The following is a 19,705-nucleotide window of genomic DNA, read 5'->3' on the forward strand; positions in this document are numbered from 1 at the left end:
TCACGAAAATGACAGCCGGACAGACGAGACTATCTCGAGGAGTCGGGATCGCCGTCGCGACCCGACTCGCAGGTTTTACACCACCAGGGAGAGCATCAATGACAACATCCGCCACCGTCGCCTGGGTCACTGGAGGAACCGGGGGAATCGGGAGCGCCATCTGCCGCGCGTTGGCCGATGCCGGCTATCAGGTCGTCGCGGGGTATCACAATCCCGAGAAGGCCCAGGCCTGGCTCGAGCAGCAGAAGGCCGATGGCTATGAGAATATCGCCCTGTCCGGTGTGGATCTCGCCGACTTCGATGCCTGCATGGCCGGTGCCAAGGAGATCCGCGAGACCCATGGGCCGATCGGCGTGCTGGTCAACTGCGCCGGCATCACCCGCGACGGCACCCTGAAGAAGATGAGCTCGGAGCAATGGGGCGATGTCATCGACACCAACCTCAACAGCGTCTTCAACACCTGTCGCAGCGTGATCGAGGACATGCTCGAGCATAACTACGGGCGCATCGTGAACATTTCCTCGATCAACGGTCGCAAGGGGCAGTTCGGCCAGGTGAACTATGCGGCGGCCAAGGCGGGCATGCACGGCCTGACCATGTCGCTGGCCCAGGAAACCGCCACCAAGGGCATCACCGTCAACACGGTGTCGCCGGGCTATATCGCCACCGACATGATCATGAAGATTCCCGAGAAGGTGCGCGAGGCGATTCGCGAGACCATTCCGGTCAAGCGCTACGGCACGCCGGAGGAGATCGCCCGCCTGGTGGTGTTCCTGGCCGACCAGCAATCCGGCTTCATCACCGGCGCCAACGTCGACATCAACGGCGGCCAGTTCATGGGCTGAGCCGACTCACCAGGGCGGCCCGACGAGGCCGTGCCCGGCAGAGCAGAAGAGGAACGCGAGGCCAATGGCCTCGCGTTCTCGTTTCGGACGAAAGAATCGCCGACGCGAGGCTCAGGGCGGCGGCAGCCGCGTCAGGCTCTCCAGCGTGTGATCGAGTTCGCCGACCTCGCGTTCCCACAGCGTCGGCGAGACCGGGCCGGTGGCCAGCAGCTCGATCAGCACGCCGCGCAGCTCCTCGACCCGGGAGGGCGTGTGCCCGAGGGTCTCGTTGAGCCGCTCGACCTGGATGGCCAGCCGCAGCGGGTCGTCCTGGCGGTGGCTGGTGTCGCCGGCCAGCAGCGCCAGGTGGACGCGCAGCCGCGCCAGGCGCTCCTCGACCTCGGCGGCGGGAGGAGGATCGCGGCGGGCGGCGTTGCGCGTGTCGTGGGCCTTTCGCAGCGCGGCAGGCAGCTCGTCCGGGGCCGGCACCTCACGGGCGTCGTCGCCGTCCTGCGCGGCCGCATCCGCTTCCAGATGAGCCTCCAGCAGCGGCCGGGCCCGGCGCCAGCGCTCGACCACTTCGGCCAGCGCCAGGCGTGACAGCCGATCGCGGCGGGCGCGCACGATGCCGGACCAGCGGCGGCGCATGCCCTCGCCGCGACGCCCGGCGGGCAGCGGCTCCAGCGCCGCGGCTTCCTGGAGGGCCTCGTCGAGCGGCACCGTGTCGTCGCTGCGTACCGGCTGCCAGGCATCCAGGCGATCGATCAGCGCCTGCATGGCGTCGAGCCGGGCGCGGTTGCGCTGGGCCTGGTCGCTGCGGTCGGCGTCACGCTGGGCGAAGATCTCGTCGCACAGGTGGCGGAAGTCCCGCCACAGCGCCTGTTCTTCGCCCTTGGGCGCGCGACCCAGCTCGCGCCAGCGGCGCTGGAGGGCCTTGGCCTGCTCCGCGCGGCGTTTCGGTGGCTGGTCGCCGTCGCGCAGGTTCCGGGCCTCCTCGATCAGCCCGCGCTTGGCCTCGGCGATCTCGCCGGCGCGCTTCTCGATCAGCGCCTGGAGGGCGTGGCGGATGCGGCCGAAGCGGCGGCCGATGGCCTCGGATTCCGTGCGCGGCACCGGCGACAGTCGCCGCCACTGCTGGCGGGCGCGGTCGCGGATCTCGCGCAGCGCGTCCGGATCGGCCGCGGCGGCGGGCTGGTCGAGCAGGTGCTCGAGCTGGTCGCACAGGGTCTGGCGGGCCGCCAGATTGGCCTGCCGCTGGCGGTCCTGATGGGTTCGCCACTCGCGCAGGCGTTCGTGGATGCGGTCGGAGGCGGCCCGGAAGGCGGTGGACTGTTCGCGGTTGGCGGCGGCGTCGCCCAGGTCTCGCCATTCCTTGACCAGCCGGCGGTGGCGGCGGTCGAGCTCGGCGTCGTCCAGTTCCTCGTCTTCGGCCAGGGCCTGGATGGCCTCGCACAGCTGGGTGCGCTTGGGCCCGGCGACGAAACCGCGCCAGTCGCGCAGCTCGGCCAGCCGGGCGCCGAGGCGCTTGAGCCGGGCGGCCGGCTCGCGGCGGCGGGCCTCGGGCAGGTGGTCGACCTGCTGGCGCAGGCTCTGGTGGAGCCGGTTCGCGCCCTTGAAGGCGCCGTTGTCGAGCAGCCGCTGCAGGCGGTCCAGGTCATCGCCGACGCGGGTCAGGCGGGCCTCGAGGTCGTCGGGCTCGGCCTCGTCGCCGGCCTCGTCGGCCAGGCGCCAGCCGGCGCGCTGCAGCAGCGGCGAGGGCGGCAGGTCATCGGGCCAGTCGCAGCCCTCGACGAGTTCGGCCAGCCGCTCATCGTCGCCGTCGCGCAGGGCGTGTTCGATGGCCTCGGCGCGCTCGTCGAGGCGCTCCCGGGCCTCGACGATGCGGGCGAAGTCCGCCAGCGCCGCGTCGTAGCGCTGGCGCAGCGCCTCGTCGGCGAGATGCTGTTCGGAGAGCGCCTGCCAGCGGGTCGCCAGCAGCTGCTTCTGGGCGCGCAGGCTGGCGATGTCCTGATCGGCCAGGCGTTCGCCGTGATGCAGGCCGTCGAGGCTTTCTTCCAGGGCGTCGATCAGCGCCTCGCGGGCCTGGTCGGCGTCCTCGCGACGCCGTTCGGCGGCGTCCTGGGCCTGTTCGTGGGCCTCGTGGTCGCTGAGGGTCTTGCGGCAGCGCAGGCAGGCCTCCTGGTAGCGGCGCTCCTGCTCGGCGTCGGGGAGATCGGACAGGCTCGCCCATTCGCGCATCAGGTGGCGTAAGCGAGCGCCGAACATCGGCTCCCAGGTGGCGTGGCCGAGGGTCTCCAGCTTGCCCAGCAGCGCTTCGCGGCGTTCCCGAGCCTCGGCCAGCGAGGCCGCATCGGCACGCCGCCGCTGCAGGCGCTCCCGGGCCTGACGCATCACCTGGCGGTCGCGCCTGGCGCCCTGGATCAGGCGCTGCAGGCCGGCCTCGCTCTCGACCCGGGCCGCGGCCGCCTGGCGCACGGCGGCGATGCCGTTGTCGCAGGCCTGGCGGATCAGCATGTCCTCGTCGTCGAGGCGGGCGAGGGCGGCCAGGCGCAGCTGCTGATTGTCGCCTTCCAGGGCGATGCGCTCGGCCAGGGCGGTGTCGTCCAGGGCCTCGACCAGGGCGATGCGGGCGGGCAGGTCCAGCTCACCGGCGCGGCCGCTCAGTAGCCCCGCCAGCCGCTCGCGCAGTTCCGGGGTCTCGCCCCGTTGCTGGCGCAGGGCCAGCAGCCGCTGCGGGTCCTCGAGCCGGGCCAGCGCCTCGCGACGAACGCCGGGATCAGCGTCCGTCGCGAGGCGCTCGAGGTGGGCGAGCTGGGAGGCGTGTGCGGGGTCGAGGCGGGCAATGGCCTGGCGGCGCACCTCGGGGTCGGGGTGCTGCCAGCGGGGGGCGAACAGGCGGCGAAGGAGTCCTGACATGGGGGGTCCTGAGATAGGCCGGCGAGCCTGGGTTGACGGACCGGCGCGCTGAAACGTGAGACGCCTCGCAATGGCGCGGTATCATTGATTTATCTAAGCATGCGGCGTGCCGCCAGTAAAAGGGCGCGATGCCCGACTGTAGCCGTTACGAGACACTGACAAGTCGCCCGAGCGTGACATATGATCGGTTGCGGGATCGGGGGGACTCGCATAGCTTGTGAGCAGGTCCCCGACCATCATCCGACGTGGAGTTCGGCCATGAGCCTCAAAGTGGACAGGGATGGGATGGCTTTCACCTTCAAGGGCGGCATGCTGCCGATGACGGTCATGGAACTGACCAGCGCCGACCCCGAACGCATTCGCGAACAGCTCGCCGGCAAGCTCAGCCAGTCACCCGCTTTCTTCCAGCACACCCCGGTGGTGCTCAGCGTCGAGCAGCTCGACGAGCCGCATCTGGCGCTCGAGCGCATATGCGCCGTGTGCCGGGCCCACAAGCTGCTGCCGGTGGCGGTGCGCGGCGGGACGGACCCGGTCAAGCAGTCGTCCTGGGCGCTGGGGCTCGGCTGGTTTCCGCCTCAGGAGGCCGGCCGGCCGCGCACCCTGGAGAGCGTGCCGACCGCCGACGAGCCGGTGGAAGAGGCGCCCGTGGTGGACGAGCCGGCCCCGGCCGCCGGCGCGGTGGGCCGCATCTATCGCGGCACGGTCCGCTCCGGGCAGCAGGTCACCGCGCCGGAGGGCGATCTGGTCGTCGTGGGCGCGGTCAATGCCGGCGCCGAGGTGCTGGCCGGGGGCAGCGTCCATGTCTATGGCGCCCTGCGCGGCAGGGCCCTGGCCGGCATCCACGGCGATGCCGGGGCGGCGATCTTCTGCCGCGAGCTGCGCGCCGAGCTGCTCTCGGTGGCCGGCAACTACAAGCGGCTGGAGGACATCGATCCCCGGCTGCTGGGCACCGGGGTTCAGGTGCGCCTGGACCACGATCAGCTGGGCATCGCCCCGCTGGACTGATGCGCGGGCGACGATTCGGCGGCTCGCCGGTGCGGGTCGCCCTCTCCATTACATGACAGACAGGATGTGACACTTGGCCAAGATCATCGTTGTGACCTCCGGCAAGGGCGGGGTCGGCAAGACAACCAGTGCGGCCGCCATCGCGACGGGCCTGGCGCTGCGGGGCCAGAAGACCGCGGTCATCGACTTCGACGTGGGGCTGCGTAATCTCGACCTGATCATGGGCTGCGAGCGACGCGTGGTCTATGACCTGGTCAACGTCATCCAGGGCGAGGCCGGGCTCAATCAGGCGCTGATCCGCGACAAGCGGGTCGACAACCTGCATATCCTGCCGGCCTCCCAGACCCGCGACAAGGACGCCCTGACGCTGGAAGGTGTCGAGACCGTGCTCAACACGCTGAACAAGGACTTCGACTACATCGTCTGCGATTCCCCGGCGGGCATCGAGCGCGGCGCCCAGCTGGCGATGTACTTCGCCGACGAGGCGATCGTGGTCACCAACCCCGAGGTCTCCTCGGTGCGCGACTCCGACCGCATCCTCGGGCTGCTGTCCTCCAAGACCCGGCGCGCCGAGCGCGGCGAGGAGCCGATCAAGGAGCACCTGCTGATCACCCGCTACAACCCGAACCGGGTCGACAGCGGTGACATGCTCAATCTCGAGGACATTCAGGAGATCCTGGCCATCAAGCTGGTCGGCCTGATTCCCGAGTCCGAGGCGGTGCTGCGGGCCTCGAACCAGGGTGTGCCGGTCACCCATGACGATCAGAGCGATGCGGGCCAGGCCTATTCCGACACCGTGGCCCGCCTGATGGAAGAAGACGTGCCGCTGCGGTTCCACCAGTATCAGAAGAAGGGGCTGCTCAGCCGCATGTTCGGAGGAAATCGCCGGTGAAGCTACTCGAATTCCTGAAGCGCGAGCGCAAGAAATCCGCCTCCGTCGCCAAGGAGCGGTTGCAGATCATCGTCGCGCACGAGCGCAGCCAGCGCGGTCAGCCGGACTACATGCCGATGCTCGAGCAGGAGCTGCTGGAGGTGATTCGCCGCTACGTCCAGGTCGACGACGAGGCGGTCAACATCTCCCTCGACAGCGAGGACAACTGTTCGGTGCTGGAGCTCAACGTCACCCTGCCCAGAGGCTGAGCGGCGGCTGAGTCGTCGTGCCCCCTGTGCTAGGCTTGGGGGCCGTTTTCCTATGCCCGCTCGGAGAGCTCGCCCATGGCGAAGTCGCAAGCCGCCCCCCTGACCTTCCTCTGGCACGACTACGAGACCTTCGGGGCCGACCCGCGCCGCGATCGGCCCTCCCAGTTCGCGGCGATTCGCACCGACGCCGAGTTCAACGAGATCGGCGAGCCCATCGAGCTGTTCTGCAAGCCCGCCGACGACTACCTGCCGCATCCCCAGGCCTGCCTGATCACCGGTATCACGCCCCAGCAGGCGCGCCGCCGTGGGCTTCCCGAGGCCGAGTTCGCCGGTCGGGTGATGGACGCCATGAGCCAGCCCGGCACCTGCGTGGTGGGCTACAACAACGTGCGCTTCGACGACGAGGTCGGCCGGCACCTGTTCTACCGCAACCTGCTCGATCCCTATGCCCGGGAGTGGCAGAACGGCAACTCGCGCTGGGACCTGATCGACGTGGTGCGGGCCTTCCACGCCCTGCGTCCCGAGGGCATCGAGTGGCCGACCCGCGAGGACGGCTCGCCGAGCTTCAAGCTCGAGCATCTGACCGCCGCCAACGGCATCGAGCATGCCGGCGCCCACGATGCCCTGGCCGACGTGCGGGCGACCATCGCCCTGGCCAAGCGGCTTCGCGACAGCAACGCCAAGCTCTTCGATTACCTGCTGGCCCAGCGCGGCAAGCGCCAGGTGGCGCGCCAGCTCGACGTGCCGGGCCGCAAGCCGGTGCTGCACGTCTCGCGGCGTTATCCGGCCAGCCGGGGCTGCAGCGCGCTGGTGATGCCGCTGGCCGAGCATCCCACCAATCCCAACGGGGTGATCGTCTACGACCTCTCGGTGGACCCCGAGCCGCTGCTGACGCTGACGCCCGAGCAGATTCGCGAGCGGGTCTTCGTCAGCAACGACGACCTGGCTGAGGGCGAGTCGCGCATCCCGCTCAAGGTCATCCACATCAACAAGTGTCCGGTGGTGCTGCCCGCCAGCGCGCTCAAGGACGTCGCCGGCCCCCGCCAGGGCGAGTACGGCGATATCGTCGAGCGCCTCGGCCTGGACATGGCCGCCTGTCGCCGCCACTGGAAGACCCTGGCCGATCATCCCGAGGTCATCGCCCGGGTCGGCGAGGTGTTCGCCGCGCCGCCGCCCGAGCCGCCCCACGATCCCGACCTGATGCTCTACGCCGGCGGCTTCTTCTCGCCCTCGGACCGCCAGCAGATGGAGCGGGTGCGCGCCGCCGATCCCTGGGATCTGGTGGGCGCCGGCTTCGCCTTCCAGGATCCGCGGTTGGAGGAGATGCTGTTCCGCTACCGCGCGCGCAGCTATCCGGACACTCTGACCGGCGAGGAGCAGGCGCGCTGGGAGGCCTTCCGCTGGGAGCGCATGAACGACGCCGCCGTGGCCGGCTTCACGCTCAAGGAGTTCGCCCGCGAGATCGATCGCCTGAACCAGGGCGCGCTCGGCGACCGCGAGCGCCAGATCCTCGAGGAGCTGGTGATGCACGTGGAGGCGATGATGCCGGCCCAGGCCTTCGGCTGACCCGACGCCCCCTTTCGTTGCCCGTGAACGACGACGCCCGGCCAAGCGGCCGGGCGTCGTCGTGTCGGGGAAGAGAGCCCTCAGTCGTCGCCGTCGGGCAGCGGCGGCAGGTCGGCCTTGAGCGCCATGACGTCGCTGGCGGCGTCGCCCGGGTCGTGGGTGATCTGCACCGCGGCGCCGTCGACCAGGCTCGGCCACAGCTCGCGCAGCGCCTCGGGCGTCACCGTCAGGGCGCGTTCGGCCAGGCGCCGGCGGCGCTCGAAGTCGCCGTCGCTGACGGCCAGGGCCTGCCACAGCCGGTTGGTGCGGGCCGAGAGGCTGGGGTCGCGGGTCAGCAGGTCGTCGTGGACCGCCTGGCGATAGGGCGCCAGGGCCGCGTCGTCGAGCTCGCCCAGGCGCTCGCCGAAGCCGCTCAGGAAGGCGTCGATGCGTTGCTGGATGGTGGCGCTGTCGGTGCCGGGGGACTGCACCAGGAAGCCGAGGCCCGGGGCGTCGAGCAGCGGCCGGTAGCCGGCGTTGACCACGTAGCCGAGCTGCTGCTCGGTGCGCAGCTGCTGATAGAAGGGCGTCTCCAGCAGGCGGCCGAGCACCGCCAGGCGGGCCTGGCTGTCCAGCGAGCGGTCCGGCCCCTGGAGATAGCGCATCACCAGGTATTCGTCGCGGGCGGTGTCAGGGGTCAGCGCCGGCAGGCCCTCGCCGACGCGCAGCGGCGTCAGCTCGGGGATCGCTGAGGTCGGCAGCCGCGGCGACAGGGCCTCGGCCACCGCCCGGGCCTGACGGGTCGCCGCCTCGGTTTCCTGGTTGCCCACGGCCATGGCCTCCAGGTGCAGGTCGGCCAGGAAGTCGTCGCGGAAGGCGCGCAGCGCCTCGGCGTCCAGCGCGTCGCTGGCGTCGAGCAGCGCCTCCGGTGACCACTGCGGGCGGATCAGCGCCTCGGTCAGGGTGCGGCCGGCCTGGCGATAGAGATCGTCCTGGGGCGCGTTGCGCCAGCGCTGGCGTAGCTGGTGGCGGACCCGGGCGACGTCGGCGGCCTCGATGGTGCCGTGCTGCAGCTGCTCGAGCACCCGCTCGATCAGCGCCTGCTGACCGTCACGCCAGCCGGAGAACGACAGGGTGATGCCGCGGGCGTGGGCATAGGCCTCGAAGCCGTGGCCGGCCAGGCGGGCAGGGTAGAGCGCCTCGTTGAGGCTGTCGCCGAGCCAGCCGGCGAGCAGGCGCGACAGGGCGGCGTCCCGTGCGTCGCGGCTGGCATCGGGGTGCTGCAGGCTGAAGCGCCACTCGACCCGCGGCGTGTCGAAGCTGTCGTCGCGCATCTGCCAGAAGGCGAACTCGGGCGTGTCGATGCGCTGCACCGGCGCCTCGTCCTTGCCGTCCAGCAGGGTGAGGTCCTCGGCCACGTAGGGGTTGGGCTCGGGCAGCGCGAGGCCGGTCAGGGGCTCGGCCTCGCCGGCGCCGGGGTCGGCCGGCGACCAGCCGACGTCGAACCAGGGCGTCTGCTCGTCGCCCTCGACCTCGGGGCCGCTGTACAGGCGCAGCATGTTGGCGGGGCGCAGCGCGTCCAGCCATTCGTTGATGCGCTCGGCGTCGAAGCCATCCATGCGATAGGGGGCGTAGATGACGTCCTCGAGCGGATAGCGGGACAGGCCGGTGGCCAGACGCATGGCGGTGTTCAGGGCGCTGCCGTGCTCCTGGAAGCGGAAGTCCTGCTCGGCGAGGCGGGCCTGCTCGTCGTAGCGCCAGGCCTCGACGCCGTGGTCGCGGATCGCGGCGATGGCGGCGAACAGGCTGGCCTGGATGCGGTCGCGGTGCTTCGCGCCCTCCGGCGTCAGGCTGATGTCGACGCTGAACAGCGCGTCGTCGCCGTCGCCGCGGGTGGTGCCGGCGGAGAGGCCGTCGGCCCAGCCGGCCTCGCGCAGGGCGTCGAGCAGGCTGCCCTCGCCCTCGTGGCCCAGCAGATTGGCCAGATAGCTGGCCGGCTTCAGGCGATAGGCCGTCTCGGGATCGGGGGTCGGGAAGTAGAAGGTCAGGCGGCGGTCGTCACGCAGCGAATGCAGCTCGGCGGCGGCGGGCGTCTGCGCCGGCGTCGCCAGCGGGGTGGCGATCTCGGGGCGCGACAGGCCGCGGTCGGGGACGTCGGCGAAGTCCTCGCGCACCAGGCGCTCGATCTCGTCGAGGGGCTGGGGCGCGACCACCGCCAGGTGCATGACGTTGGCGCCGTAGTGCCGCTGGTAGAAGTCGATCACGCGCTGGCGCAGCGGCGGCTCGCCCTCCGGCCGCTCGGCCAGGGTCTCGTTGCTGCCCACCGAGAAGCGGGTCGTCGGGTGTTCCGGGTTCAGCAGCGCCGCGAGCACCGAGGCGTGGCGGCGGCCGGCATTGCGCTTGCGGGCCTGGTACTCGGAGTGCACCACCTGGCGCTCGCTGGCCAGCCGGTCGGCGTTGAACAGCGGGTCGACGAAGAAGTGGCTGAAGCGGTCCAGGGTGCCGTCCAGGGCCTCGGGGTCCACCGAGAAGAAATAGTTGGTGTCCTGGGAGGCGGTGTAGGCGTTGTGCTGGCCGCCGTGGCGCGACAGGTAGCTCTGGTAGGCGTCGGCCTCGGGATAGGCCTCGGTGCCGAGGAACAGCATGTGTTCCAGGTAGTGGGCCAGGCCGGCCAGGTCGTCCGGGTCCTGGGCGCTGCCTACGTCCACGTTCAGCGAGGCGGCGGCCTTGTCCGCCTCGGGGTCGCTGACCAGCAGCACGGTGAGGCCGTTGTCCAGCGTCAGCGTCCGGTAGTCGCGATCGTCCGAGGGGCTGGTGAGCGGGGTGTCGACCGTCGCCGGCGCCTCGTCGGCGGCGGCCGGCGGGGCGGCGAGCGCCGGCAGCAGGGCCGAGGCCAGGGCGAGGGGCAGCGCCAGGCGAGGGCGGAAGTATCGGATCATCATCTCTCCTTGGGAGGGCGGCGCAGCATGGGGCCGGTCGGGTGGGCGCAGGCGGCCTCCTGGCAGCCGGGATCGTTCACACGTCTTGATACCGGAAAGGCGCCCAACAGTTCCCCGGCTGCCGGCGTCAGCATCTCGTGAAGCGTCGCCGCTGGCGTCGCCGGATCGAGCCATTGCTCGGCCCGGGCCGGCGGAATCACCGCCGGCAGGCGATCGGTGAGCGGCGACAGCAGGTCGTTGGCCGGCACCGTGATCAGCGCCAGGGAGTCGTGATGGGCGGTGAGATCGGTATGGAAACGGCACCACAGCCCGGCCAGCAGCAGCGGGCCGCGATCGGCGCGGGTCACCAGGAAGGGCTGCTTGGCCCGGGGCTGGGGTTTCCAGACGTAGATGCCGCCCGCCGGCACCAGGCAGCGCCGGGCGGCGAAGGCCTCGCGGAACATCGGGCGCGAGGCGATCGACTCGGCCCGGGCGCAGTGCGGCGCGTGGTCGAGCACCTCCAGCCAGGGCGGGGTGAGGCCCCAGAAGGCCCGGCCCAGGCGCGGTCGGCCGGCCTCGAGGCGGATCATCGACAGCGGCTGGCGCGGCGCCAGGTTGACGCCGGTGATCGGCGCGTCGTCCACGCCCAGGTCGGGCAGCAGGCGTTTGAGGTCGAGCGGCGGAATGTAGAGACGACCGGCCATGGAACCTCCGCGGACTGGGGGCGTCAGGGTAACCAAGACGTGTCGGCCAGGAAAGCGTCTCGGCGCGGACTTGCGTTGCGCTTCAGGCGCGATATGCTAGCGGAAACAGTGTTTTCATTTCAGATCGTGACCGGTGTCGCCCCCGGGTGGCACCGGCCCGGCCCGCGAGGATGTCGATGGCCCGTCCCAGACAGCACGCCCCCGAGGCGCTTCATGCCCAGGTGATGTCGGCCTGCGATGCCTGGCTGCAGGAGCGGCCCGTGCATACGCTGTCGCTGCGCTCCCTGGCGCGTGACGTCGGCTGTGCCCCCAGCACGCTGCTCAAGCTCTACGGCAGCTTCGGCAACCTGCTGCAGCACGTGAACATCGAGTCGCTGGCGAGCCTGCGCGCCGCCATCGATCCGCTGCTCGACGAGGCGGCGCCGGACGATCGCATCAAGGCGCTGGCCAGGGCCTACTGGGAGTTCGCCCGCCGCGAACCGTTCCGCTGGCAGCTGATGTTCGACTACCCGCTGGCCCAGGAGGGCGAGCTGGACCAGCGCCAGAACGACATGATCGAGGCGCTGTTCCTGCGCGTCGAGAGCACGCTCAAGGAATACCAGCCGACGCTCGACGACCTCGAGGCGCGCCGGCTGGGGCGGACCCTGTGGGGCAGCGTCCATGGCCTGGTGCAGCTGGGGCTCAACGAGCGCCTCGGCTACTGGCAAAGCGAGCCGCTGGAGGTGGAAGAGCTGCTCGACAAGCTGCTCACGACCCTGCTGGCCGGCCTGAAGGCGGGGTCCGACATCTCTTGACCGCCCTGATGGCTTGGGGGCTTCCCACCCTGGCGGTGGCCGCCGTGCTGGGCTGGTGCCTGCGCTCGCCGCGCCGCGTGCTGCGTCGGCTGGTGTTCCTGATCATCCATCTGCTCTATCGGCTGCGCTTCCGCGGCCGCCGCCACCTTCCCGCCCATGGCCCCGCCCTGGTGGTCTGCAATCACGTCAGTTTCGTCGACGCCCTGGTGGTAGGCGGCGCCAGCCCGCGACCGCTGCGCTTCCTGATGGACCGGCCGATCTACGAGTCGCCCTGGCTGCACTGGCTGTTCAAGCTGGCGGGGGCGATCCCGGTGGACTCCGAGCGCCGCGACCCGGGCGGGCTGCGCCGCTCGCTGGATCAGGTCAGCCAGGCGCTGCGCGCCGGCGAGGTGGTGATGGTGTTTCCCGAGGGGCGGCTGACCAAGGACGGCGAGATTCATCACTTCCGGCGTGGCCTGGACCTGATCCTGGCCCGCGATCCGGTGCCGGTGGTGCCGGCGGGGCTGGCCGGGCTATGGGGCTCCTGGACCTCGCACCGCCACGGCCGGGCCCTGGGCACGCCGCCGCGGCGCTTTCGGGCCCGGGTGGCGCTCTACTTCGGTGCCCCGCTGGCGCCGGCCGAGGCCGATCGCCAGCGGCTGGAGGAGAGGGTCAGGGCGCTGAAGGGCGAGGCCGACGAGTGGGCGGCGGGGCGCTCCCGCCGCTGAGTCAGGCGTTGGCCGCGGCGGGGAGGCGCACCGCCTGCCAGCAGCGCGCCGAGGTGATCAGGTTGTCGCGCACCTCGAGAAGCTCCATGCGCACCGCGCCGATCTGCAGGCAGGTCGGGCCGTCGGGGAAGGACTCCAGGTGCTCGAGGATCAGGCCGTTGAGGGTCTTGGGGCCGTCGGTGGGCAGCTGCCAGCCCAGCGACTTGTTGATGTCGCGAATGTTGGCGGTGCCGTCGATGACGTGGCTGCCGTCGTCCTGGGGGTGAATCTCCTGATCCTGGCCGGCCACGTCGGTGGTGAACTCGCCGACGATCTCCTCGAGGATGTCCTCCAGCGTCACCAGTCCTTCCACGTCGCCGTACTCGTCCACCACGATGCCGATGCGTCGCTTCTGCTTCTGGAAGTTGAGCAGCTGGGTGTGCAGCGGCGTCGACTCGGGAATGAAATAGGGCTCCCGGGCCTCCTGGACGATGGCCGCCTTGGTCACCTCGCCGCGGGACAGGAAGCGCGCCGCGTTGCGCAGGTGCAGCATGCCGATGATGTTGTTGATGTCGCCCTTGTAGACCGGCACGCGGGTGTGCTGGCTGGTGCGGATCTGGGTCAGGATGGCGTCGAGGTCGTCGTCCAGGTCGATGCCCATCACCTCGTGGCGGGGCACCATGATGTCGTTCACCGTGACGTTCTCGAGGTCGAGGATCGACACCAGCATGGCCTGGTGGCGGCGCGGGATCAGCGGCCCCGCCTCGTGGACCACGGTGCGCAGCTCGTCGCGGGTCAGGTTGTCGCCGCCGCCCTCGAGGGTCTTGACCCCGAGCAGCCGCAGCAGGCCGTTGGAGATGGCATTGACCAGCCATACCAGCGGGTAGAGCAGCTTGAGCAGCGGCTCCAGGATCCGCGAGGCCGGGTAGGCGATGCGCTCCGGCTTCACCGCGGCGTAGGTCTTGGGGGTGACCTCGGCGAAGATCAGGATGGCGATGGTCAGCAGGCTGGTGGCGACGGCCGGCCCGGAGACCTCACCGAAGAAGTGAATCGCGATGATGGTGGCGATCGAGGCCGCGAGGTTGTTGACGAAGTTGTTGCCGATCAGGATCACGCCGATCAGGCGGTCGGGGCGACCGAGCAGACGCATCACCCGCCGTGCCCGGCGCTCCCCTTCGTTGGCCCGGTGGCTCAGGCGGTAGCGGTTGATCGACATCATGCCGGTCTCGGAGCTCGAGAAGAAGGCAGAGAGGCAGATGAGCAGCAGCAGCAGGCCGAACAGCAATCCCAGGGGGAAGTCGTCGTTCAAGTCGAAGGGTCCTCAATCGCGTATCAAGGCTTGAGTTGTAGGGACGGGGCCCGATGGTGTCAAGGACGCGCCAGCAGGATCTCGAGCACGAACTTGCTGCCGAAATAGGCCAGCAGCAGCATCAGGTAGCCGCCCAGCGTCCAGCGCACCGCGCGCATGCCGCGCCAGCCCTGGCGATGGTGGCCGATCAGCAGGGCGGCGAAGATCACCCAGGCGGCCAGCGACAGCACCGTCTTGTGCACCAGGTGCTGGGCGAACATGTTGTCGACGAAGGCGAAGCCGCTGGCGATCGACAGGGTCAGCAGGATCATGCCGCCCCAGAGCAGCTCGAACAGCACCCGCTCCATGGTGGTGAGCGGCGGCAGCGACTGGACCACGCCGCGGATGTGATGGTGGCGAAGGGCCTGGTTCTGCACCCCGAGCAGCACCGCCTGGACGGCGGCGATGGCCAGCAGGGCGAAGGCCAGCGCCGCGCTGAGGGCGTGAAGGGCGATGCCCGGGGTCATGCCCGCCCCCTTCTCGGGGCTCGGCCATTCGGCGGCCAGCAGCAGCACCGCGCCGGCCAGCGGGAAGAGGCCGGTGGCGACGTTGAGCACCGGCTTGAACAGGCTGACCAGCAGCAGCACCAGCACGGCGAGGGCGCCGGCCAGCACCACGCTGGTCGAGAAGCCCGGCAGCAGGGAGGCGCCCTGGTCGAGCAGGCCCACGGCCAGCGGCAGGTGGCAGAGCAGGCCGGCGGCCCCGAGGCCGCGGACCAGAGTGTCGCGCGGCGCCACGCGTCGAAACAGGGTCAGGCCCTGCCAGGAAGCGGCGGCGATGTAGAAGATGAAGGCCACCAGGGCCAGAGGGAGCGCGTACATCGATGGCTATCCGTGCGCCTTCGCCAGCGTCCAGCGAGAGGAAATGGAGTCGCCACTATACCGAATCCTCCGCGTGCCGCCCAGCCGGGCGCGGGCCGCTGCCATGGAGACTCGCGGCCACAAGGCGTATAATTTCGCCCCATTGTGGGAAAGTCCCGCCCGGACGCGCCATGCCGGGGGCTGATGCGGCTTCCCAGGCCATCGTTTGCGGAGAGGCCCCATGTTTCAGAATCTCAGCGATCGTCTGTCCCAGACGCTCAAATCGATCAAGGGTCAGGCGCGCCTGACCGAAGACAACGTCAAGGACACCCTGCGCGAGGTCCGGCGGGCGCTGCTCGAGGCCGACGTCGCCCTGCCGGTGGTCAAGGCGTTCATCGACCGGGTACGCGAGCGTGCCGTGGGTCAGGAGGTCTCGAAGAGCCTCTCGCCGGGTCAGCAGTTCGTCAAGATCGTCCAGCAGGAGCTCGAGGCGATCATGGGCGAGGCCAACGAGGGCCTGTCGCTCAAGGGCCGCCCGGCGGTGGTGCTGATGGCCGGCCTGCAGGGCGCGGGCAAGACCACCTCCGTGGCCAAGCTGGCGCGCTACCTGCGCGAGCGCGAGAAGAAGAAGGTGCTGGTGGTCTCCGCGGACGTCTACCGTCCGGCGGCCATCGACCAGCTCGAGACGCTGGCGAAGGAGGTCGAGGTCGACTTCTTCCCGTCGAGCAGCGATCAGCAGCCGGTGGCCATCGCCGAGGCGGCGATCAAGCACGCCAAGATCCAGTTCCACGACGTGGTGCTCGTCGACACCGCCGGCCGCCTGGCCATCGACGAGGCGATGATGGCCGAGATCCAGGCCCTCGAGAACGCCGTGTCGCCGGACGAGACGCTGTTCGTGGTCGACTCCATGACCGGCCAGGACGCCGCCAACACCGCCAAGGCCTTCCACGAGGCGCTGCCGCTGACCGGCGTGATCCTGACCAAGGCCGACGGCGACGCCCGCGGCGGCGCGGCGCTGTCGGTGCGCCACATCACCGGCAAGCCGATCAAGTTCATGGGCGTGGGCGAGAAGGTCGACGCCCTCGAGCCCTTCCACCCGGACCGCGTGGCCTCGCGCATCCTCGGCATGGGCGACGTGCTGTCGCTGATCGAGGAGGCCGAGCGCACCGTCGACAAGGGGCAGGCCGAGAAGCTGGCCAAGAAGGTCAAGAAGGGCGACGGCTTCGACCTCGAGGACTTCCGCGACCAGCTCCAGCAGCTCAAGAAGATGGGCGGCATGGGCGGCCTGCTCGGCAAGCTGCCCGGCATGGGCCAGATGGCCGAGATGGCCCAGGGGCCGGGTCCCGAGAAGGAGATGGGCAAGCTCGAGGCGCTGATCAACTCGATGACGCCCAAGGAGCGCCGCAACCCCGACATCATCAACGGCTCGCGCAAGCGCCGCATCGCCGCCGGTGCCGGCCTGCAGGTGCCGGACCTCAATCGCCTGCTCAAGCAGCACAAGCAGATGCAGAAGATGATGAAGAAGGCCGGCAAGAAGGGCGGCATGCAGAAGATGATGCGCGGCATGTCCGGCATGATGGGAGGCGGCCCGGGAGGCCCCGGCGGCATGGGGGGAATGGGCGGTCCCGGCGGCATGGGCGGCCCGGGCGGTGGCCTGCCGCGGCGCTGAGGCGCCCGGCTCGCGGCCCAAAAAGGTTTCCAAGCCGGGGAGATTTCCGTAGAATGCGGCGTCTTCACTGGCAGGTCCGCGTTTTTCGCGGGCCTTCTCGTGACCGAACACCCGGCGGCGCACCCTCCGGGGTGCGGTCGATCCGACTGTCGAGGGCCTGGCCCCGACCGACAACCTCCGTAACTCAACCGAAGGACAGTCAACGCATGGTTACCATTCGTCTGGCACGTGGTGGCGCCAAGAAGCGTCCCTTCTACCACCTCACCGTGACCGATTCCCGCAAGGCTCGTGACGGCCGTTTCATCGAGCGTCTCGGCTTCTTCAACCCGGTCGCCCGCGGCCAGGAAGAGCGTCTGCGCGTCGACCTCGATCGCATTCAGCACTGGCAGGACCAGGGCGCCCAGCTGTCCGGCCGCGTTGCCGAGCTGGTCAAGGAAGCCCGCAAGCAGGCCTGATCGGCCTGATGTCCCGAATGTCTGAGGCAGGATCGCGATGAGCGCAGTCGTCGAGCCGACACCGGCCAATGAGCACGTGGTGCTGGGCAAGTTGACCAGCCCCTACGGTGTGAAGGGCTGGCTGAGGGTGTATTCGTACACCAGCCCGATGGAAGGCATCCTCGACTATGACGAGTGGGTGCTGCGCCATCAGGGCCGTCTCGTGCGCTATCGTCTCGTCCAGGGACGCCCGCAGGGCAAGGGCCTGGTGGCCCGCCTGGAAGGCGTCGACGGTCGAGATCAGGCCGAGGCCCTGGCCGGCGCCGAAGTGCTGCTGCCCACGGCCGAGCTGCCCGAGCTCGACGGCGACGATGACTTCTACTGGTACCAGCTGGAAGGCCTGCGGGTGGTGACCCGTGACGGCGTCAGGCTGGGCCGCGTCGACTACCTCTTCGAGACCGGCGCCAACGACGTCATGGTCGTGAAGGGGCGTGACGGCGACGCCATCGACGATCGCGAACGACTGCTGCCCTTCCTGCCCGACGAGGTCGTGCAGAAGGTAGATCTCGAGGCCGGCGTGATGACCGTCGACTGGGATCCGGACTTTTGAGTCGCAGCGACGCCTCCATGTGGGTCGGCGTGGTATCGCTGTTCCCCGAGATGTTCGAGGCGCTGACCCGTCAGGGCGTGACGGGCAGAGCGGTGGACAAGGGGCAGATCGCCCTGGAGTTCTGGAATCCCCGGGACTACGCCACCGACCGGCATCGCACCGTGGACGACCGCCCCTACGGCGGCGGACCGGGGATGCTGATGAAGGTCGACACCCTGCGCTCGGCCATCCACGATGCCCGCGAGCGGGCCGAGGACGCCACCGGGCAACGCCCGAAGGTGATCTATCTTTCGCCCCAGGGGCGTCAGCTGGATCAGCGCGGCGCGCAGGAGCTGGCGGAAGGCCCTCCCCTGGTGGTGGTGGCCGGACGCTACGAAGGCATCGATGAACGGGTCGTTGAAGCCGACATCGATGAAGAATGGTCGATCGGCGACTATGTGCTGAGCGGCGGCGAGCTGCCGGCGATGGTGCTGATCGATGCCGCGGCAAGGCTGGTGCCTGGCGTGCTGGGCCATCAGGATTCCGCGGTCGAGGACTCCTTCAACGACGGACTGCTGGACTGTCCGCACTACACGCGCCCCGAGGTGATCGACGGGCGACGGGTGCCGGATGTCCTGCTCAGCGGCCACCATGGCGCCATCCGGCGCTGGCGGCTCAAGCAGTCCCTGGGGCGGACCTGGCTCCGGCGACCCGACCTGCTCGAGGGCAGGACGCTGGACGCCGAGCAGCAGACTCTGCTCAAGGAGTTCATCGAGGAGTACGCGCTGGCCGAAAGCGAGTAGGTCAGGCGGAGGTGCAGGACGCGCCCGCAGCGGCCGTGACCTGCGTCACCAACAGGACTCCCGCGCCTCGAGGCATTCGAGCGCCGGGATCACGATTCGTCGGCCACCCACTGCCGGATCGACGAATCATGTATGTTATCGAGGAGTTATGTCATGAGCAGCAAGAACAAGGTGATCCAGGCGCTCGAAGCCGAGCAGATGAGCAAGGAAGTGCCGGAATTCGCCCCGGGCGACACCGTGACCGTTCAGGTCAAGGTCAAGGAAGGCAGCCGCGAGCGCCTGCAGGCCTTCGAAGGCGTCGTCATCGGCAAGCGCAACCGCGGCCTGAACTCCGCCTTCACCGTGCGCAAGGTGTCCCACGGCGTCGGCGTCGAGCGTACCTTCCAGACCTACAGCCCGCTGGTCGACTCCATCAGCGTCAAGCGTCGCGGCGACGTTCGCCAGGCCAAGCTGTACTACCTCCGCGAGCGCAGCGGCAAGTCCGCCCGCATCAAGGAAAAGCTGGCCTGAGGCAACGCCTCACCGGCCAGTGGTGACGCGGCGTGTCAGTCCGCGTGACATCGAAACCCCGTCACCGCAGCCGCGGGGCGGGGTTTCGTCGTTCAGGGACCGAGGAGCGCCATGACGACCATCGCTGACGAGGCCCTGGCGCTGATCGAGGCCTGCCTCGACGACCTGTGGCTGGGGGAGGGCGCCAGCGACAACACCCTGGCGGCCTACCGCCGCGACCTGACCGCCTGGGCGGCCTGGCTCGACGGGCGCGATGCCGCGCTGCTGGCGCCCGGTGGCGAGGCCCTGCCGGCCTGGCTCGACGCCCGGCGCGAGGACGGCTACAAGCTGCGCAGCAATGCCCGGCTGCTGTCGAGCCTGCGCCGCTTCTATCGCTGGGCGCTGGCCGAGGGGCGCATCGACCACGACCCCATCGCCGAGGTGAAGCTGCCGCCGGCCCGACCGTCGCTGCCGGACACCCTGGAAGAGGACGAGGTGGAGCGGCTGCTGGCCGCGCCGGACCTCGCCACCGACCTGGGCCTGCGCGATCGCACCATGCTCGAGGTGCTCTACGCGGCCGGGCTGCGCGTCAGTGAGCTGGTCGGGCTGACCACCGACGCCGTCAACCTGCGCCAGGGCGTGGTGCGGGTGCGGGGCAAGGGCGACAAGGAGCGCCTGGTGCCGCTCGGCGAGGAGGCGCTGGACTGGCTGTCGCGCTACCTGCGCACCGGGCGTGCGGCGCTGATGGACGATCCGTCGCGGCCGGCGCTGTTCCCCGGCCGCGGCGACGCCTGCCTGACCCGGCAGGCCTTCTGGCATCGCATCAAGGCCCATGCGCTGGTCGCCGGCATCGACCGGCCGCTGTCGCCGCACACCCTGCGCCACGCCTTCGCCACCCATCTGTTGAATCATGGGGCCAACCTGCGTGTCGTACAGCTGCTGCTTGGTCACAGCGACCTGTCGACCACGCAGATCTATACCCATGTCGCGCAGGCCCGGCTCGAGGCCCTGCACGCCGATCATCATCCCCGAGGCTGAATC

Annotated in this window: 18 protein-coding genes; 13 read left to right on the forward strand and 5 right to left on the reverse strand. The window is 70.0% G+C overall.

Features of this window, described 5'->3' with window-relative positions; all coding sequences use genetic code 11:
• Nucleotides 1-98: 98 nt before the first annotated feature.
• On the forward strand, nt 99-845 hold the full coding sequence (phbB, locus tag UYS_RS0215005) for an acetoacetyl-CoA reductase (RefSeq protein WP_026068594.1): 747 nt from the start codon (nt 99-101) through the stop codon (nt 843-845).
• A 111-nt stretch (nt 846-956) separates the two neighbouring features.
• On the opposite strand, the gene UYS_RS0215010 is transcribed toward phbB, so the two are convergent.
• Nucleotides 957-3,740, reverse strand: coding sequence for a DUF349 domain-containing protein (locus UYS_RS0215010; protein ID WP_016856343.1), 2,784 nt, complete (start codon nt 3,738-3,740; stop codon nt 957-959).
• 258 nt (nt 3,741-3,998) lie between these two features.
• Between UYS_RS0215010 and minC the strand changes: the two genes are divergently transcribed.
• The 4 genes from minC to sbcB all read left to right on the forward strand — a co-directional run bounded on the left by minC (nt 3,999) and on the right by sbcB (nt 7,451).
• Entirely contained in the window at nt 3,999-4,745 is a 747-nt protein-coding gene (gene minC / locus UYS_RS0215015) for a septum site-determining protein MinC (protein ID WP_026068595.1), read from the forward strand.
• 73 nt (nt 4,746-4,818) lie between these two features.
• Nucleotides 4,819-5,637: a septum site-determining protein MinD gene (minD, locus tag UYS_RS0215020; protein ID WP_016856345.1), complete on the forward strand. Its 819-nt coding sequence runs from the start codon at nt 4,819-4,821 to the stop codon at nt 5,635-5,637.
• Entirely contained in the window at nt 5,634-5,885 is a 252-nt protein-coding gene (gene minE, locus UYS_RS0215025) for a cell division topological specificity factor MinE (protein ID WP_016856346.1), read from the forward strand. The genes minD and minE overlap by 4 nt, the downstream gene beginning before the upstream one ends.
• A gap of 75 nt (nt 5,886-5,960) precedes the next feature.
• Nucleotides 5,961-7,451: an exodeoxyribonuclease I gene (gene sbcB, locus UYS_RS0215030; protein ID WP_016856347.1), complete on the forward strand. Its 1,491-nt coding sequence runs from the start codon at nt 5,961-5,963 to the stop codon at nt 7,449-7,451.
• A gap of 80 nt (nt 7,452-7,531) precedes the next feature.
• Here sbcB and UYS_RS0215035 read toward each other — a convergent pair whose 3' ends face one another.
• On the reverse strand, nt 7,532-10,369 hold the full coding sequence (locus UYS_RS0215035) for an insulinase family protein (RefSeq protein ID WP_016856348.1): 2,838 nt from the start codon (nt 10,367-10,369) through the stop codon (nt 7,532-7,534).
• A complete protein-coding gene (locus UYS_RS0215040; protein WP_016856349.1) occupies nt 10,369-11,052 on the reverse strand; it encodes an SOS response-associated peptidase in 684 nt (227 codons plus the stop codon). Before UYS_RS0215040 ends, UYS_RS0215035 begins: the two co-directional genes overlap by 1 nt.
• 176 nt (nt 11,053-11,228) lie before the next feature.
• Between UYS_RS0215040 and UYS_RS0215045 the strand changes: the two genes are divergently transcribed.
• Together UYS_RS0215045 and UYS_RS0215050 are read left to right on the forward strand one after the other, a co-directional pair.
• Nucleotides 11,229-11,846, forward strand: coding sequence for a TetR/AcrR family transcriptional regulator (locus tag UYS_RS0215045; RefSeq protein WP_016856350.1), 618 nt, complete (start codon nt 11,229-11,231; stop codon nt 11,844-11,846).
• A gap of 8 nt (nt 11,847-11,854) precedes the next feature.
• Entirely contained in the window at nt 11,855-12,553 is a 699-nt protein-coding gene (locus UYS_RS0215050) for a 1-acyl-sn-glycerol-3-phosphate acyltransferase (RefSeq protein WP_016856351.1), read from the forward strand.
• A gap of 1 nt (nt 12,554) precedes the next feature.
• Here the strand turns inward: UYS_RS0215050 and UYS_RS0215055 are convergent, their stop codons facing one another.
• Together UYS_RS0215055 and UYS_RS0215060 are read right to left on the reverse strand one after the other, a co-directional pair.
• Nucleotides 12,555-13,841, reverse strand: a complete 1,287-nt coding sequence (locus tag UYS_RS0215055) for an HlyC/CorC family transporter (RefSeq protein ID WP_016856352.1) — start codon at nt 13,839-13,841, stop codon at nt 12,555-12,557.
• Between the two features lie 59 nt (nt 13,842-13,900).
• The gene (locus tag UYS_RS0215060; RefSeq protein WP_016856353.1) at nt 13,901-14,701 is read right to left on the reverse strand and encodes a cytochrome C assembly family protein; all 801 of its coding nucleotides are present in this window, start codon (nt 14,699-14,701) and stop codon (nt 13,901-13,903) included.
• A gap of 220 nt (nt 14,702-14,921) precedes the next feature.
• Between UYS_RS0215060 and ffh the strand changes: the two genes are divergently transcribed.
• The 6 genes from ffh to xerD all read left to right on the forward strand — a co-directional run bounded on the left by ffh (nt 14,922) and on the right by xerD (nt 19,702).
• Nucleotides 14,922-16,349 (forward strand): signal recognition particle protein, encoded by a 1,428-nt coding sequence (ffh, locus tag UYS_RS0215065; RefSeq protein WP_016856354.1) that lies wholly within the window; start codon nt 14,922-14,924, stop codon nt 16,347-16,349.
• A gap of 206 nt (nt 16,350-16,555) precedes the next feature.
• Nucleotides 16,556-16,804, forward strand: coding sequence for a 30S ribosomal protein S16 (gene rpsP / locus UYS_RS0215070; protein ID WP_016856355.1), 249 nt, complete (start codon nt 16,556-16,558; stop codon nt 16,802-16,804).
• 37 nt (nt 16,805-16,841) lie between these two features.
• A complete protein-coding gene (gene rimM / locus UYS_RS0215075; RefSeq protein ID WP_016856356.1) occupies nt 16,842-17,393 on the forward strand; it encodes a ribosome maturation factor RimM in 552 nt (183 codons plus the stop codon).
• A 17-nt stretch (nt 17,394-17,410) separates the two neighbouring features.
• The gene (gene trmD / locus UYS_RS0215080) at nt 17,411-18,175 is read left to right on the forward strand and encodes a tRNA (guanosine(37)-N1)-methyltransferase TrmD (protein ID WP_016856357.1); all 765 of its coding nucleotides are present in this window, start codon (nt 17,411-17,413) and stop codon (nt 18,173-18,175) included.
• 153 nt (nt 18,176-18,328) lie between these two features.
• The gene (rplS, locus tag UYS_RS0215085) at nt 18,329-18,685 is read left to right on the forward strand and encodes a 50S ribosomal protein L19 (protein ID WP_016856358.1); all 357 of its coding nucleotides are present in this window, start codon (nt 18,329-18,331) and stop codon (nt 18,683-18,685) included.
• A 111-nt stretch (nt 18,686-18,796) separates the two neighbouring features.
• Nucleotides 18,797-19,702 (forward strand): site-specific tyrosine recombinase XerD, encoded by a 906-nt coding sequence (xerD, locus tag UYS_RS0215090; protein WP_016856359.1) that lies wholly within the window; start codon nt 18,797-18,799, stop codon nt 19,700-19,702.
• The last annotated feature ends 3 nt before the right edge of the window (nt 19,703-19,705 follow it).

This window comes from Halomonas smyrnensis AAD6 (genome assembly GCF_000265245.1).
In the GTDB taxonomy this organism is placed as follows: domain Bacteria; phylum Pseudomonadota; class Gammaproteobacteria; order Pseudomonadales; family Halomonadaceae; genus Halomonas; species Halomonas smyrnensis.